This window comes from Bradyrhizobium sp. AUGA SZCCT0169 (genome assembly GCF_018130085.1).
Taxonomy (GTDB): Bacteria; Pseudomonadota; Alphaproteobacteria; order Rhizobiales; family Xanthobacteraceae; genus Bradyrhizobium.
The window spans coordinates 83,142-98,293 of sequence record NZ_JAFCMC010000002.1 but is presented as its reverse complement, the minus strand read 5'-3'; the positions used below and the strand labels follow the sequence as shown (position 1 = coordinate 98,293).

Annotated in this window: 15 protein-coding genes; 8 read left to right on the top strand and 7 right to left on the bottom strand. The window is 63.2% G+C overall.

Annotated features, from left to right (window positions below; genetic code table 11):
- The first annotated feature begins 4 nt into the window (after positions 1–4).
- Together JQ609_RS02430 and JQ609_RS02425 are read left to right on the top strand one after the other, a co-directional pair.
- Positions 5–187, top strand: a complete 183-nt coding sequence (locus JQ609_RS02430; RefSeq protein WP_212271892.1) for a hypothetical protein — start codon at positions 5–7, stop codon at positions 185–187.
- Positions 188–198: 11 nt separating this feature from the next.
- Positions 199–441 carry a hypothetical protein gene (locus JQ609_RS02425; RefSeq protein WP_212271891.1) on the top strand — a complete coding sequence of 81 codons (243 nt, stop codon included), beginning with the start codon at positions 199–201 and terminating at the stop codon, positions 439–441.
- A gap of 30 nt (positions 442–471) precedes the next feature.
- Here JQ609_RS02425 and JQ609_RS02420 read toward each other — a convergent pair whose 3' ends face one another.
- Positions 472–1,167: a Crp/Fnr family transcriptional regulator gene (locus JQ609_RS02420; protein WP_212271890.1), complete on the bottom strand. Its 696-nt coding sequence runs from the start codon at positions 1,165–1,167 to the stop codon at positions 472–474.
- A gap of 283 nt (positions 1,168–1,450) precedes the next feature.
- On the opposite strand from JQ609_RS02420, the gene JQ609_RS02415 reads away from it, so the two are divergent.
- A complete protein-coding gene (locus tag JQ609_RS02415) occupies positions 1,451–1,675 on the top strand; it encodes a response regulator (protein ID WP_212271889.1) in 225 nt (74 codons plus the stop codon).
- Positions 1,676–1,820: 145 nt separating this feature from the next.
- On the opposite strand, the gene JQ609_RS02410 is transcribed toward JQ609_RS02415, so the two are convergent.
- The gene (locus JQ609_RS02410) at positions 1,821–2,015 is read right to left on the bottom strand and encodes a hypothetical protein (protein ID WP_212271888.1); all 195 of its coding nucleotides are present in this window, start codon (positions 2,013–2,015) and stop codon (positions 1,821–1,823) included.
- A gap of 589 nt (positions 2,016–2,604) precedes the next feature.
- Between JQ609_RS02410 and JQ609_RS02405 the strand changes: the two genes are divergently transcribed.
- Both JQ609_RS02405 and JQ609_RS02400 read left to right on the top strand, forming a co-directional pair.
- Entirely contained in the window at positions 2,605–4,317 is a 1,713-nt protein-coding gene (locus tag JQ609_RS02405; protein WP_212271887.1) for a sulfatase-like hydrolase/transferase, read from the top strand.
- A 101-nt stretch (positions 4,318–4,418) separates the two neighbouring features.
- Positions 4,419–6,086: a sulfatase-like hydrolase/transferase gene (locus JQ609_RS02400; RefSeq protein WP_312014789.1), complete on the top strand. Its 1,668-nt coding sequence runs from the start codon at positions 4,419–4,421 to the stop codon at positions 6,084–6,086.
- Positions 6,087–6,270: 184 nt separating this feature from the next.
- Here JQ609_RS02400 and JQ609_RS02395 read toward each other — a convergent pair whose 3' ends face one another.
- The 5 genes from JQ609_RS02395 to JQ609_RS02375 form a co-directional block, all read right to left on the bottom strand.
- Positions 6,271–7,203: a DUF1932 domain-containing protein gene (locus tag JQ609_RS02395; protein ID WP_212271886.1), complete on the bottom strand. Its 933-nt coding sequence runs from the start codon at positions 7,201–7,203 to the stop codon at positions 6,271–6,273.
- Between the two features lie 17 nt (positions 7,204–7,220).
- On the bottom strand, positions 7,221–8,108 hold the full coding sequence (locus tag JQ609_RS02390) for a dienelactone hydrolase family protein (protein WP_212271885.1): 888 nt from the start codon (positions 8,106–8,108) through the stop codon (positions 7,221–7,223).
- Positions 8,109–8,150: 42 nt separating this feature from the next.
- Positions 8,151–9,710, bottom strand: a complete 1,560-nt coding sequence (locus JQ609_RS02385) for an ABC transporter permease/substrate-binding protein (RefSeq protein ID WP_212207003.1) — start codon at positions 9,708–9,710, stop codon at positions 8,151–8,153.
- The gene (locus JQ609_RS02380; protein WP_212271884.1) at positions 9,707–10,507 is read right to left on the bottom strand and encodes an ATP-binding cassette domain-containing protein; all 801 of its coding nucleotides are present in this window, start codon (positions 10,505–10,507) and stop codon (positions 9,707–9,709) included. The genes JQ609_RS02385 and JQ609_RS02380 overlap by 4 nt, the downstream gene beginning before the upstream one ends.
- Before the next feature lie 142 nt (positions 10,508–10,649).
- Positions 10,650–11,789, bottom strand: coding sequence for a hypothetical protein (locus JQ609_RS02375; protein WP_212271883.1), 1,140 nt, complete (start codon positions 11,787–11,789; stop codon positions 10,650–10,652).
- Positions 11,790–12,028: 239 nt separating this feature from the next.
- Between JQ609_RS02375 and JQ609_RS02370 the strand changes: the two genes are divergently transcribed.
- The 3 genes from JQ609_RS02370 to JQ609_RS02360 all read left to right on the top strand — a co-directional run bounded on the left by JQ609_RS02370 (position 12,029) and on the right by JQ609_RS02360 (position 15,018).
- Positions 12,029–12,853, top strand: a complete 825-nt coding sequence (locus JQ609_RS02370) for an ABC transporter ATP-binding protein (protein ID WP_212207006.1) — start codon at positions 12,029–12,031, stop codon at positions 12,851–12,853.
- Complete coding sequence (locus JQ609_RS02365; RefSeq protein ID WP_212207009.1) at positions 12,853–13,638, top strand: ABC transporter permease; 786 nt, start codon at positions 12,853–12,855, stop codon at positions 13,636–13,638. Before JQ609_RS02370 ends, JQ609_RS02365 begins: the two co-directional genes overlap by 1 nt.
- Positions 13,639–13,716: 78 nt before the next feature.
- On the top strand, positions 13,717–15,018 hold the full coding sequence (locus JQ609_RS02360; protein ID WP_249127565.1) for an MFS transporter: 1,302 nt from the start codon (positions 13,717–13,719) through the stop codon (positions 15,016–15,018).
- Positions 15,019–15,152 lie beyond the last annotated feature (134 nt).

Here is a 15,152-nt window from a genome sequence, read left to right as displayed (position 1 = left end):
GCCCGTGGTCAGAGAAGGTTCTGCGCAACCCGCACCACCGCCAAAAGAAGCCTATCCCGCCGACAAGGCGCGGGGCGCCGAGGTGATCCTCAATACGCCGCTGAGGAAGTGGATCTTCTTTGGCGGGCTTATCGGCGCGATTCTGCTGGTGCTCGTCCTGAGCCTTGTTCGCTTGGGAAGCGGCTAACGGAGGCTGCCATGAAACGAAGCCTGTTCTGCGCTGTCTTCGTGCTGACCCTGAACGGTGCCGGTCTCGCCCAGCCGGCGCGAAACGGCCCCGCATTCTACATCGTTCTGAACTCGCTGACGAAGACCTGCACGGTGGTCGACAAGACCCCTCGCACCGACACACCCAACATCACGGTGGCCAGCGACACGATCTACAAAACGCGAGCCGAGGCGGAAACCGCGGTCAAGACGCTGAAGCCATGCAACCAATAGAGCGGCATCCGCAACGCATCAGTCCGCCGGTTACTTCTTGAGAGGCCCGAGCAGCCTTTCGTAATGCGTCTTGACCGAACCGTAGCATTCGCAGGCACTCGCCTGCAGTGCTACTGCATCCACGATCTGGATCTTGCCGCGGGCATATTTGATCAGACCCGTCTCCTGCAATGTCCTGGCCACCGCGGTCACACTCGTTCGTCTGACACCCAGCATCTCACCGAGATATTCCTGCGTGAACGGCAGGTAGTCACTATCGGACAAATCTCTCGCGCGCAGCAACCAGCGGCAGAACCGCCCTTCCACCTGGTGCGTGGCAAAACATGCCGCGGATTGCTGGGCCTGGGCGTAGACCGTTTGTTCGTGCCGCATGAGCAGAGCAAGCAGTTTCGGGCTTTGCATGGCGACCGATTTCAGGGCTTCGATGTCGCATACGACAATTTCACCGCTGAGCTGAATGACGCCGCGGCTCACCGCGATCTTCCCGTCAAGCGCTGCGGAAGCACCCACCACACCGTCCTTGCCGATCATGGCCGCTTCGACCATTTCGCCGGTCGAAAGCGTGATCACGAGCGACACCACGGCGCTGGTCGGAAAGTAGACATGGCGGATTCGCTGGTCCGCCTCGAACAACACCCGGTGCTGGTCGAATTGTGCGGCCTTCAAATGCGGACCGAGAAGTTTCATGTCGGACGGCGGGAAAAAGCTGAGCAATTGATTGTTCATGAAATGCGCTCCCTGCTGACAAGCGGGAGCGCGAACTACTCTCAGCTATCGGTGCCTTCGCGGGATACCCGATAATTGCCGGACGGTACGTCAACTACCGGACATAGTAAGGAAATAATCCCACTATGTCGGATAGCGGACAGACGCCCGAGCTCATTCGGCGAACGATCCGGACAGGATTACAACGGGCTCGGGAACCTCCCTTTAGGATGCCGCTTGGCGCGCCGGGACGAGCAGGGCCCTATCAAACTCAGCCGGCGGAGATATGCATGAAGGAAGGATCATGTCCAAAGTGCCGGACGTCCCCCTTTCCTCGATCGAACGGCCGTGCTGCGGCAGGTGCCTCACCCGGATGATGCTGGCCCGATTAGCGCCTCTGCCTGACGGGTCGGAGGAGCGGACTTTCGAATGCCCGAAATGCAACGCGATCGAGACCATGACGGTTGCCGACCCGCTGAAATCGGAAGCCGTTGCGCGGCTGACGACCAATGTCCGGCCGCCGGTTTGACGAAGACCTGAGCTTGACGGAGATCGCGATCCGGGTCGCGGGCGCCTCGGCGTGGACCGTCGTGATCGCCGTCTCGATATTCTTCGCGATCCTGTTTTTCTTCGGGGCGGGCTGACGTTTTCCGTGGCTGACGGTCTGGCTTGGCTCAGGTCTTCGGTGGCCGGCCCCGCTTCGCAAACAGCATGCCCTGTATGTCCACGGCGTTTTGCAGAATGCCGGCGCGTTTCATCGCTTCGGTGCGCTCCGGGCCGGGGGCCATGGTGCGGGCTGCTTCAAGCGCGGCCAGCGCTTCGGTTTCGAGATCGAGCTTGGGGCGGGGATTCTTGATCGGTCTGGCCATGGATCTAACGCTTCGGCTGGGTCTTGGTCGGATTATCGAAGACCGGGCCTGGCGCGGCTTCCTGCGGGGGCAACCGTCCCGGCTCGCGAACTGTCCCATCCACGGCCGTCGTATCCAACGGGTCGATCGCCTCGATCCTGGTTTCGGCATGGGGCACACTTCGGGCATTGATAATTTCGATGCTCGAAACCTTCCGGTCCCGCCGACACGGCAACCGTCAGCATCCGCGTTTGGCAGTCAGGGCAGCGCGGACGGTGGATCGGCAATAGCTCTGGATCAGCTCTGGTCCTCGGCATGCCCAAAAATACCGCCGTCCAGAAACGGTTGTCTGTCTGATATCTGACCAAAAAGTCACGAAAATCAGGTTTCGCCCGTGACGGTCCTCCGCCTTTGGTAGGAGCTGGCCTGAAGTCAGTGGCGAGGCCGACGATTCACTAAAGCTTTGTGTCGCAACGGCAAATTCATTGCGTGTTCATGACGTTTACACTACGTTTTCATGACACGATCCAGGTTCCGGCTGCGTCGTGCGTCTCCTGGCCGTCGCCAGCCAAGGCATTTGCATTGTGCCGGGTAGTGTTGCGTCCCGCCCATGGCGCCCGCGCCAAACCCAGGTTCCTCTGCCACCGCTGCGGTTACCGCCGGCATTGCCGCGATCGGCATTTGGCGGCTGTTGGCCGTCGCCGCACCGCATATGGCCGCGCTGGCGATCATGCTGCAGACCGAGGCCGATTTCGGCTCGCGCCTGTGCTTCGCGCTGTCGTGGGGCATCCTGAACTTGCTGCTCATCGCCCTGCTGCGCCGGCCCGCGCTGTCGGGCGCGCTGTCGCTGACTCTGGTGGTGGTGCTGGTGCTGCTGTCGCGCCTCAAGCACGACGTGGTGCAAATGACCGCGAACTTCGTCGATCTGATGGTGATCGATCGCGACAGTGCGGCATTCCTGTTTACGATCTTTCCTAACCTGCGCTGGTCGGTGATCTCGGCGGGCCTTGTGACGATCCCGCTGATGTATGCGCTGTGGTGGCTCGATCCGTTCCGGATTCGCCGGTTGCCGGCGCTGGCGGGAATGCTCGCCTGCCTTGCCGCGCTCACCGGATACGCCTTTGCCTGGCCGGACGATGCCTGGCGCGGCTACTATCCCGACGGCTATCTGTCCAAATTCGCCCGTTCCGGAGTTACCGCGGTCTCGGATTTCGTCAACTACGGCTTCATGGAGTCCGATGCCGTCGCCGCCGGTCGCCTCAAGCTGCCGCTGGTGGATTCATGCGCCCCGGCGGGGCGGCGGCCGCACATCATCATGGTCCATGATGAGTCGAGCTTCGACATTCGCCAGGCACAGGGCGTCAAGGTTCCGGCGGGCTACGGCAGCCATTTCGACTCCTTCGACGGCAAGGCGCGCAAGTTTGTGGCCGAAAGCAGCGGCGGGGCGAGCTGGTTCACCGAATACAATGTGCTGGCCGGGCTTTCGTCGCGCTCGTTCGGCCGCTTTTCCTACTTCGTGACCCGCATCGCAGCGGGTCGCGTCGAGCGCGGCTTGCCGCTGGCGCTGCGCCGCTGCGGTTACAGCACGACCTCGCTCTATCCCGCCCACGGCGCGTTCATGAGCGCCCGCGGCTTCCACACCACCACCGGCATCCAGAAATTCTACGATGCACGCGATCTCGGCGCCAAGGGCATCGAGCCCGACAGCTTCTTCTATGACAAGGCGCTGAACCTGCTGTCGCAGAACGCAGCATTGAACCCGCAGTTCATTTTCGTCTATCTCGCCGCCAATCATTTCCCATGGGAGACGCCGTTTCGTGCGGACCTGACGCCATCCTGGTCGAAGCCCGGCAACGCGCCCGCGGTCGATGAATATGTGCGGCGGCAGACCATGAGCGCCAACGACTATTCGGCGTTCGTCGCCGGCTTGAAGAAGAAATTCCCGGCGCAGCCATTCCTGATCGTGCGCTATGGCGACCATCAGCCCGAATTCTCGTCGCACGTTCTCGATCCCGGGATTGACGAGACCGCCGCCGGCAAGAAATTCGAGAGTTACGATCCACGCTATTTCACCACCTATTATGCGATCGATGCCATCAACTTCGAACCGGTCAAGAGCCCTGCGGTGATGGAGACCGTCGACGCGGCCTATCTGCCGCTGGTGGTCCAGGAGGCCGCCGGCATCCCGCTCGATCCCTCCTTTTCGGAGCAGAAGAGCATCATGCTGCGCTGCAAGGGCGTGTTCTATGCTTGCAAGGGCGGCGCGGAAGCCCGACGCTTCAACCGGCTCCTGATCGACGCCGGTTACGTGAAAAACCTCTAGCAACAAGGGAGGGCAGCATTCCAGCCTCCGCCAAACCTACAGCAAGCCGGACCGGCGATACGGCATCGCGCGGGGTCTGGTTCTATGCCGGCGTCGGCGTGGTGGCCGCGTTGCATCTGGCGGCCCTGGCTGTCCTGTTCAGCACGGAATACGGATTCGTTGGGATCACGCTCGCGCTGCTGGCGTGGGTTTTTGTGAATTGCCTGTTGCTGCTGGTGCTGCGGCGGCCCGGCGTCGCCGCGGCGCTGGCGCTGGTTTTGGTGGTGCTGCTGATCGTGCTGTCGCGCTTCAAGTTCGACATTCTGCAGCTATCTCTGACCTTCCTCGATTTCCTGATCGTCGATCGCGATACGCTTTCGTTCCTGCTCTCGGTGTTTCCACAGCTGCGGACGCAGCTGATCGTGGCGGCGGTGATTGCCGTTCCACTGCTGTGGGCGATCTGGCGCGCCGATCCGCTTCGTGCAGCTCGCGGCCCGGTGCTGGCGGTTCTTGCCGCCACGACCGTGTCGATGTCGGCGATATCGGTCGCTGCGCCCGAGCAGCCCTGGGAGCCGTTCCAGGGCATCAATCATATTTCCAACCTCGCGCGCTCGGGCGTGGTCGCGGTGTCGCGGCTGGCCTCGACCGGATGGATCGAGGCCGATCCGCCGGCGAGCGGTTCGCTTGGCCTGGCCCCGGGAGCGCACGCCACAGCCCGGCCGGCGCTGCCGCCAGACGAAAAATGCGATACCACTGCCAAGCGCCCGCACATCATCATGCTGCTCGACGAGTCGAGTTTCGACATCACCGCAGCACCCGGCGTCAAGGTTCCGCCAGGCTATTCCGACTACTTCAAGTCCGCTGACGGCAAGCGACGGACCATGATCGCGGAGGCGACGGGCGGCCCGACCTGGTACACCGAGTTCAATGTGCTGACCGGCATGTCGGCGAAATCGTTCGGCGATCTGAAGTTCTACGTCACGAGGATCACCGCGAACCGCATCGAGCGTGGCCTGCCGCAAGCGCTGCAGCGCTGCGGCTACAGGACCGTCTCGCTCTATCCGACCTATGGCGACTTCCTCAGCGCGCGGGCGTTCCAGAAGGGTGTCGGCGTCGAGCGCTTTATCGACATGGCCGACATGGGCGTCGATGAGGACATGCAGCCCGACAAGTTCTACTTCGATCAGGCCTTGAAGGCGTTTGCTGACGAGCAAGCGTCGCAGTCGCCGGTCTTCATGTTCGTGTATCTCACGGCCAATCATTTTCCCTGGACCAGCGTCTACCGGCCCGATCTGACGCCGGACTGGAAGCCGCCGGGAAATACGCCGGAGATCGACGAGTATATTCGCCGCCAGAGCATGACGGCAAAGGACTACCGCGATTTCACCGAACGGCTGGCGCGCGACTATCCGGACCAGTCGTTCCTGGTGCTGCGCTTCGGCGATCATCAACCGGCAATCTCGCAGAAACTGCTCGAGCCCGGCATCGACCGGAAACTGCTGGGGCAACGTCTGATGAGCGCGGATCCGCGCTACTTCTCGACCTACTATGCGCTGGATGGAATCAACTTCCAGCCGCCGGATCTGTCGTCGGCCCTCGCAACCCTCGATGCCGCCTACATTCCGCTCGTCATCCAGGACGCGGCCGGCGTTCCGCTCGATCCGTCGTTCAGGGAGCAGAAGAGCATCATGGTGCGCTGCAAGGGCGTGTTCTATGCCTGCAAGGACGGCGCCGAAGCCAGGCGGTTCAACCGCCTGCTGATCGACGCCGGGCTGGTGCGGGGGCTGTAATCTGAACGCTCCGTGTCCCGGACGCGGTGCAGCGTTCTTTACGCTGCTCCGCAGAGCCGGGACCCATGGCGATAAGCGCGATTAGAGTCGTGGGCCCCGGCTCTGCAGCGCACCGCAAGCGCTCTGCGCTGCGTCCGGGGCGCGGAGACCCTGGCGAAACTTCTCACGTTCGTGGCAGCGCTGTTCATTTCTTCTTCACGGCGGCAAGTATCCGGTCGGCTTCCACGCGCCAGTCGGGGCTCCGGGCAAACGCGTCCGTACCTTTCGAGCCGAACAGGCCTTCGTCGGCGAGATCGGCGATAAAGGCCTGGCGTTCGGCGGTGCCTTCCGCCGACCATGGCGTGAGCCCGGCCTCGCGCACGGTTTCAGCCACCTCGCGAACCTCCTCGCTTCGGCGGCGGCCATGCTCGATCACGCGCTGGAAGAAATAGGCGCCCTGTTTTTCCCAGTCGATGCCGGGAAAGGTCTCTGTGAGCGACGTCAGCACCGCGTCCTCGACGCCATAGGCGCGCGCGGTGGTAAAACTCTCGATCACCATCGCTTCCAGGCCCTTGATCATCACGCTGCGGCACATCTTGACCGCCGACGCGACGCCCAATTCCCGGCTTGCCACCTTGGCGTCGAAGCCGAGTTGCTCCAGCAACGGCGCGAGCGCCTCGGCACCGGAGCCGCCGAGCAGCAAGGGCACCTTGATGCGGTACGGCGGGATCGAGGTCATCACGGCGCCTTCGACATAGCGGCCGCCCTTGCCGTCGATCAGGCCGGCGGCGCGCTGCTTGGCGCCCGGCGATGCCGAATTGAAATCGAGGAACCAGACGTCCCGCCTCACGGCCGGCGCGCAAGCCTGTGCGACCGGGACAGCCTGGCTCGCGGTGACGGCGGAAACGATGAAATCGGCACTCGCGGCGAGATCGGCATGGGACGCCGCAAGCGCGACGCCATGCGCGAAAGCATGATCGCGCAAGGCGGAGCCTGTCTGATCGCTGCGCAGCTTGATATCGTAGGCCGCGACCTTCACGTCCTGTTTGCGCAGGTCCTCGGCGAGAATGCGACCCACCTCGCCATAGCCGACGAGGCCTACGTTCCACTGTCTTGGGTCGGTCGATACAACGGTCATTTGAGACATTCTCCTGACTAAGGCTTCAATACGGCTGCAAAGAACGCAATCGCGCGCGCGATCGCGTCGCGGGTCGCGGACGCATTGGCGGCGTCGCTCTGGCGCGAGGGACTGGGATCGTCGAAACCATGCGCCGCATCGGGATAGAGCTGGAACTGGATGTCGCCGCCGATCGCGCGGCTCTTGGCGACGAAATCGGCGCAGCGCCGCGGCGAGACTTCCTCGTCGGCCGATCCATGCAACACGCGCACCGGCGCGTAGGGTTTGATGCCGTCGGCGAACTGCCCTTTCAGGCCGCAGCCGGGGTAGAATGCCAGGGCGGCCCGGAAGCCGGTTGCGGGCGTCGGCGCTGTGATACCCGGCGCGGATGCTGACATCGTGGCGAGTGTGGCGCTGCCGCCGTTGGACCAGCCCTGCAGCGCGACCCGATCGGCGATCACGTCGTTGCGTGTCCGCAGGTAAGCCAGTGCGCCATAGGCGTCGAGCGGGCGAATGGTGATTTCATTCAATTCATCCGGCCGGGAATCGTAGCTGAAACGGGGAAAACCGGTTGGATAGCCGCGAGGACCAAAACCATCGACCAGGACGGAGAGATAGCCTTGCCGGGCCCAGATGTGTCCCCATTGCTGGTTGCGTTTGGAAAGCGTCGAGGCGTCGTATTTGCCGTTGGCGGCCGAGGAATAGACGCCGGCGCGGCCATGCATCATCACCACCGCCGGCATGCGCGCCGCATGCGACCCTTCCGGCCTGAAGACATAACCAACCAGCGTCGTCCGTCCGTCGGCGCTAGCAAAGGTGACGCGCGCGGGTAGGGATGCTGCGGTGGCAACGGTCGTTCCGGATATCAGTACCGACATCGCAGCGATACCCACGGCAGGCAGTACGAGCGAGCGCGAAAAATTCACGGCGCGGTTCCATGTGAGCCGGAACACCTTAGCGCAGGTCACCTATTTCGTCCCGATCTTCTCCCACAGCCACTTCGCCACCGCATCGGGCGATGAAGTCGCGTCGTTGCCCGAGGCGCGCAGATTGGCCTCGCGCATCACGGCGATATCGATCTTGCCGAGCAGCGGCTGCAGCGCTGCCCGCAACGCCGCATCGCCGACGCGCTTGGGGGCGAGCAGCACCATCGCATCATAAGGCGGGATCGCGTGCCTGGGATCGGCGAGCACCACCAGATCGTATTTCGCGATCAGTCCGTCGCTGGTGTAACCCGCGATTACATCGACTTCGCCGGAAGCTGCCGCCGCATACATGAAGTCTGGCTGCATCTGCCGCTGCGCGCGGAACGACAGCCCATAGGCCTTTTTCAGCCCGGCCCATTCCGGCCTTGAAAAGAACTCGTAGTCCGCGGCCATCGACATTCCGGCCGCGTGCGGCGCCAGATCGGCGATGCTGCGGATGCCGAGTTGCTCGGCCCGTTTGCGCGGCATCACCAGCGCATAGGCGTTCTCAAAACCGAGTTCGCCGAGCAGCGTGATGTTCTGCTTGGCGAGCATGGTCTTTAGTTCGTCGAGCACCTCCTGGCGCGGCCTGATATCGCTGCGCTGGAACTGATTGGCCCACAGCGTGCCGGAATAATCGACATAGAGGTCGATATCGTTGGCGGCCAGCGCCCCGAAGATCACGTTCGAGCCGAGGCCTTCGCGCGAACTGGCGGAGAGACCGGCGGCCCTCAGCCGCTGCGCCATCAGCGCCGACAGAACATACTGTTCGGCAAAGGTCTTGGCGCCGATGACATAGTTGGTTTGCGAGCGCGTCATGGCGGGCACCAGCGTCGCCGCGACCAGCACCGCGATGCCGGCGCCGCCAAGCATGGCGCGCACGCGGCTCCGGTTGCGCAAGCCGTTCTCGATCAGCGCCAGCAATTGATCGACGGTCAGCGCGAGCACTGCGGCCGACAGGCAGCCGAACAGCACGAACACCCAGTTCTGGGTCTGCAACCCCGCGAAGATGTAGTTGCCGAGGCTGGTCTGGCCGATCGGCGTCGACAGCGTCGCGGTGCCGATCACCCAGACCGCCGCGGTGCGGATGCCCGCCATCATGACCGGCAATGCCAGCGGCAGTTCCACCGTGAACAGCGACTGCCGCGGCGTCATGCCGACGCCCTGTGCGGCTTCGAGGATCGCGGCATCGACGCCCTGCAGGCCGGTGATGGTGTTGCGCAGCACCGGCAGCATCGAATACAGCGCCAGCGCCAGCACGGCGGGGAGGAAGCCGAAGGCGGAAAATCCAAATCCGAACCACGACAGCGACACCGCCGCGAGCGCCAGCAGCAACGGATAGAACAGCGCCAGCAGCGCCAGCCCCGGCACGGTCTGCACGATGCTGGCAAGCCCGAGCAGCGCGCCGCGCAGTGCTCGACGATTGCGTGCCGCAATCGCGAGGGGCAGGCTGACCGCGAGCCCCAACGCCAGCGCGGTCAAGCTGACGCGGACATGGTTGCCGAGATAATCGGGCAGATGCCCGAGCGCCTCGCTCCAGCGCGGATCGGCGAACAGGTTCATGCCGCGCCATCCCGCGGCAGCAGCGCGCCGAGCCGTTCCGCCTGCCGCCGCGGCGTGCGCAGCAACTCGCCGACGTAAGCGTCGCCGCTATCAGAGAGTTCGGCGGGCGTGCCTTGGGCCAGAAGCCGTCCGCCGCGCATGATAGCGATGCGGTCGGCGAGCAGAATGGCCTCGGTCATGTCATGGGTGATCATGACCGTGGTCAGCCCGAGCCTGCGGTGCAATTCGCGATAATCGTCGCCGAGCGCGTCCCGGGTGAGGGGATCGAGCGCGCCGAACGGTTCGTCCATCAGCACGATGCGCGGTTTCGCCGCAAGGGCCCGCGCCACGCCGACGCGCTGGCGCTGGCCGCCGGACAATTCATGCGGCAGCCGGTCGCGATGCTGCGCGCGGTCGAGCCGCACCAGATCGACCAATTCGTCGACCCGCGCCGCGATTTCGTCCGCAGGCCAGCCGAGCAGCTTTGGCGTGATGCCGATATTGCCGGCGACGGATAGATGCGGAAACAGTCCGCCGCTCTGGAACACGTAGCCGATCCGCCGGCGCAGACCGATCGGGTCGAGATTGCGGACGTCTTGGCCTTCCACCGTGATGTGGCCCTCTTCGGCGTCGATCAGCCGGTTGGCCAGCCGCAGCAGCGTGGTCTTGCCTGACCCGGAGCCGCCGACAATGGCCAGGAACTCACCCTCGGCGACATCGAGCGAGACGTCGTCGACCGCCACCACGCGGTTCGCGCCTCGGCCACCGTCGAAGGTCTTGCCGACATGCGCGTAGGAGATGAGAGACGAGGCGGGCATTCGGCGTGGGTTCTCTGCAAGGGAAACGGCGCTAGCCGAACAATCGGCCAATCGTGAGCCGGGTGCCAACCTTTTTCTGCCGCCGGCACGCGGTAACGCCATTCGATGGCCCGTCGGCCGGCAGGCCCGTGAGGTGACGCGGTCAGTCCTTCGGGATCATCGCCGAGGCCATAAACGCTGCGACGGCAGCGGAATATTCCGCCAGTCCCTCATGACTGAAATGCATATCGTTACCTCCCCAATAGAAGCGGTCGGGGCGCGATCCGGACCGCTTCTTCAGTGCGTCGGTGGCATTGAAGAAAAGAAAGCTGTTGGCGACGCAAATCTTTTGTACCGAAGAGCTGACGAGATTGTTCCACAGGCGGCCCTTGGCGTCGGGTCTGAGGTGCTGGAGATGCGGATGAGAGATGAACAGCACGCGGCTGCCGTCCCCAGTGTAATCCTTCAGCACCTCAGCCAGCTCCTGCAGATTGGTCCTGAAACTTGCGAGCGGCGCTGCATATTTTCGTTCGAGATCGCTGTCCTGGTCCTGGGAATAGGAAAACAGGGTGAAGTCCGATCGGTTCTTCTCGACCACCGCCGGCATATGGACAAAGGAATGCCAAAGCCTCGCCGCAAAGCGCATCAGGTACAAGGGATGCTTGCGGGCCTCCATCAGGCCGACACTGCATTCGCGTCCAATGGGTGAAGCCTTGACGCCGACATTTTGTCCGCGTTCGTTGCGGACAATCAGTCCGCGGTACCGGGCGAAGTCGTCGTACAGATCGGTTTCGTCCACGTCGACCACGATATAATCGGGACGCAGCACCGGCAGCAGCTTCTTGGCCTGCGGCACGAAGATGGCCGGGGAATACGAGGTATATCCGGCATTGTAGGTCTTCAGGCAGGTACCGCGCTCTGTCTTGAAGTATTTTGCAACGTGATACGGCAGCGTGTTCTTGTCGTCGTAGCCTTCCATAAAGGAATCGCCGAGGAACAGGACCGAAACCGGGTTTTCGCACTCGGCCTGCTGTGCCGTATCGTCGGTGATCCGGATGCCGTTCGCGTCAAACGATCGCTTGTAGCTGAAGCCGGTCGAGTCGCCGTAGATGCACAGATTCTGGTCTTGCGGTGTGGGCTGATGGTTCACCACGTCGGATTGCCAGTTCAAATTGACGCTGGCCATTTCGAGATCGTACAGGGGACCGAAATATTGCTGCAGCCGAAACCCAATCTCAAAGATCACGGCCCACGTGATGACCAGCAGTAGCGCCGATCCGACGAGGTGAAACCCCCGCTTCATTGAACGTCTCCGGTATGAATTCCGAACAGATCAGTAGATACCCAAATTCGTTGCATGGCGATGGGTCTGTCGATTGGTGCTCACCAAAGCAGACCGGTCAAGCCGGCAAAACGGGTCGTGATCGGGGTGGCGGCCCGGCCTCTAGCAATGGCAATAAGCTCCATTACCACGTTGCGGTACCGCGTTGAACTTATCGTTCGTAACCGCTAAGGCATGACCCAAATTGGGGAGGGGACGGAGTGGATACGGTACAGCCTACGGCGGTCGCGCTTGATGAGGCGACGGTGGCATTCCGCCTGGCCGACGCACGGGTCTATACGGCCGTGGAAAAGGCCCGGCTTTCGGTCGCGCATGGCGAGTTCGTCGCCATCGTAGGTCCCACCGGATGTGGGAAATCGACGCTGCTCAACGTCGCTGCCGGCCTGTTGAAGCCGGCCGCGGGCGCGGTGCGGATTTTCGACCAGCCGCTCACCGGGCTCAATCGGGACGCCGGCTATCTGTTTCAGGCCGATGCGCTGTTTCCCTGGAAGACCGCGATCGACAATGTCGCCATTGGCCTCGAGATCAAGGGCGCGCCGCGGGCGATGGCGCTGGAGCGCGCCCAGGGCTGGTTGACGTCGGTCGGGCTCGGCGCGTTCGGCAACCGCTATCCTCATATGCTGTCCGGCGGGCAGCGCAAGCGCGTCGGGCTCGCGCAGGTGCTGATCCGGGATCCCAAGATCCTGCTGATGGACGAGCCGTTCGGGCCGCTCGATGCCCAAACCCGCCAGATCATGGGCAATCTCTTGCTGGAACTATGGACCGCCGACCGCAAGGCGGTGTTGTTCGTGACCCACGATCTCGAAGAGGCGATCGCGCTGGCCGACCGCGTGGTGATCATGTCGGCGGGACCCGGCGCGCGCATCATCGGCGACTGGAAGGTGACCCTGCCGCGCCCGCGCGACATCTCGGAAGTGCGGATGGAGAAACAGTTCCACGAGTTGCACCGGGAAATCTGGAGCGTGCTGAAGGATGAAGTGATGAAGGGTTACGCGCAGTCTTCGCAAGCGGCGGAGGCCTCCTGATGTCCCGCCTGACGCTGCTGTTCTGGCAATTGATGGTCGCCGTGGTCGCGCTCTCGCTGTGGCAGTTCTTTGCCACCGTGCCGGTGTTCGGCCGCATGTTGCTGCCGCCGTTTTTCTTCTCGACCCCGGTCGATGTCGCCAGCCAGATATACAAATGGTTCGCGACCGGCGTGATCTGGAAGCATCTGATGATCACGCTGTGGGAGTCGGTCCTGGCCTTCGTGATCGGGTCGGTCGGCGGCGTGCTGGTCGGATTCTGGTTCGCCCGCCAGCCCCGCGTCGCCGCGGTGTTCGATCCCTATGTCAAGATGATGAACGCGTTGCCGCGCGTGGTGCTGGCGCCGATCTTCGCGCTGTGGCTCGGGCTCGGCATCTGGTCCAAGGTCGCGCTCGGCGTGACGCTGGTGTTCTTCATCGTGTTCTTCAACGTCTATCAGGGCGTCAAGGAGGTCAGCACCACCGTACTCGATAACGGCCGCATGCTCGGCATGAGCGAACGGCAGTTGACGCGGCACGTGTATTGGCCCTCGGCGCTGTCGTGGATGTTTTCCTCGCTGCATACCGCGGTCGGTTTCGCGGTGGTCGGCGCCGTTGTCGGCGAGTATCTGGGATCGGCGGCCGGCCTCGGCTACCTGATCCAGCAGGCCGAGGGCGTGTTCGACGTCGGCGCTGTCTTCGCCGGCATGTTCGTGCTGTCGGCCTTCGTGATCGTGATCGATTTCGGCGTGACGCTGGTCGAGCGACGGCTCCTGGTATGGCGGCCGGCGCCCGTGGCGCGGGATTGATCGACGCCGTCGGAGGCCGCGGCCTTGCTACAGACGTCTGCTTAAATTGTTACTCGCCTTCGGCGAGCAAACTGACGCATGATCAAGCCGCGCCGCCCCATGCGCGGCTTGATCGGCGCGACCGCCCGAAAGCAAATGATCCCCGCACAGGACGCAGGCCAATCCGATGAGACCTTGCTGCGCTATGCCGGTTGGCGTGTCGTGCTCGCCTGTTTCCTCATGGCGCTGTTTCTGTTCGGCTTTGGCCTTTACGGTCATGGCGTCTACCTGGCCGAACTGCAGCGTCTGAACGGCTGGCCGGCGGCCCTGATCTCGGGCGCGAGCACGCTGTCGCTCCTGCTTGCCAACATATTCGCGACCTTTACCAACGAACTCGTGTCCCGGCTGGGTGCCAGGCGGCTGGTCTTGCTCGGAATTGCCGCGCTGGCGACGTCGACGACGCTGCTCGCGTTCGCGACCGCGCCGTGGCAGCTCTATATCGCTTTCGCCCTGATGTCGCTTGGATGGATCGGGATGGGGACGATCGTGAGCGCGACCATCGTAAGCCTCTGGTTCGTCCGCCGCCGCGGTCTCGCCATCAGCCTGGCCTTCACGGGCGCCAGTTTTAGCGGCGTCATCGTGACGCCCTCACTGGTATATTTGATCGAACGGTTCGGCTTTGCCGCCGCGATGCTGACCGGAACAGCGGTCATGGTCGCCGTTCTCGTACCTGTCACGCTCGCCTTTATAGGCCCGCCATCGGCCGGAGGTCTGGCTGATCCGCTGCGTGCCGAAATGCCTTCTGTCCCGAGTGATATTTCGCGCGCAACGCTTATCCGCCGCGTCGCGTTCTGGACCATCTCGATCCCGTTTGCACTGGCGCTCGTGGCCCAGATCGGATTTATCGTGCACCAGATCGCCATGCTCGAGCCGAAGATCGGCCGCGCCAATGCCGGTCTGGCGGTTTCGGTGATGACATTCACGGCGATCGCCGGCCGCTTTGGCCTCGGCATGGTCGTCGACCGGTTCGATCCGCGGCGCGTCACCGCTATCTCGATCGTCAGTCAGGCGGCGGCACTCCTGAGCATCCTGCATTTCGATGCGATTCCGATCCTACTGGCTGCCTGCGCAGTATTCGGCTTTTCGGTCGGCAATCTCATCACACTGCCGCCGCTCATCATGCACCGCGAGTTCAGTGCGGCGAGCTTTGTCGTCGTCATGGGGCTGTCGAATGCGATCAGCGGAACCGTTGGCTCATTGGGGCCCGCCTTTCTCGGCGTCGTTCAGAGCTGGAGCGGTGGGTACGAGACGCCGATTGCGCTCTGCATCGCGCTACAGCTAATCGCGGCGGTGATCGTGCTCCAGCGCGGGTCGAGCAGGTCGGTTGAGGCGCCGGGGTAGGGTCTCTCGTCGTCCCGGCCTTGAGCTCAGATGCGCAATTGCGCATCGGGGGACCCATACCGCGTGATCTCTCGATTGAGGGACATCTGGCTGACGCCTTCCGCCAAACGAAAGTCGGTGGCTATGGGTCCGGC

What these genes read in the sequence shown, in the direction of transcription:
- JQ609_RS02375 (WP_212271883.1), bottom strand. Translation starts at nt 11,789, where the DNA reads ATGAAGCGGGGGTTTCACCTCGTCGGATCGGCGCTACTGCTGGTCATC.
- JQ609_RS02380 (WP_212271884.1), bottom strand. Translation starts at nt 10,507, where the DNA reads ATGCCCGCCTCGTCTCTCATCTCCTACGCGCATGTCGGCAAGACCTTC.
- JQ609_RS02365 (WP_212207009.1), top strand. Translation starts at nt 12,853, where the DNA reads ATGTCCCGCCTGACGCTGCTGTTCTGGCAATTGATGGTCGCCGTGGTC.
- JQ609_RS02415 (WP_212271889.1), top strand. Translation starts at nt 1,451, where the DNA reads ATGTCCAAAGTGCCGGACGTCCCCCTTTCCTCGATCGAACGGCCGTGC.
- JQ609_RS02410 (WP_212271888.1), bottom strand. Translation starts at nt 2,015, where the DNA reads ATGGCCAGACCGATCAAGAATCCCCGCCCCAAGCTCGATCTCGAAACC.
- JQ609_RS02420 (WP_212271890.1), bottom strand. Translation starts at nt 1,167, where the DNA reads ATGAACAATCAATTGCTCAGCTTTTTCCCGCCGTCCGACATGAAACTT.
- JQ609_RS02395 (WP_212271886.1), bottom strand. Translation starts at nt 7,203, where the DNA reads ATGACCGTTGTATCGACCGACCCAAGACAGTGGAACGTAGGCCTCGTC.
- JQ609_RS02385 (WP_212207003.1), bottom strand. Translation starts at nt 9,710, where the DNA reads ATGAACCTGTTCGCCGATCCGCGCTGGAGCGAGGCGCTCGGGCATCTG.
- JQ609_RS02360 (WP_249127565.1), top strand. Translation starts at nt 13,717, where the DNA reads ATGATCAAGCCGCGCCGCCCCATGCGCGGCTTGATCGGCGCGACCGCC.
- JQ609_RS02425 (WP_212271891.1), top strand. Translation starts at nt 199, where the DNA reads ATGAAACGAAGCCTGTTCTGCGCTGTCTTCGTGCTGACCCTGAACGGT.
- JQ609_RS02405 (WP_212271887.1), top strand. Translation starts at nt 2,605, where the DNA reads ATGGCGCCCGCGCCAAACCCAGGTTCCTCTGCCACCGCTGCGGTTACC.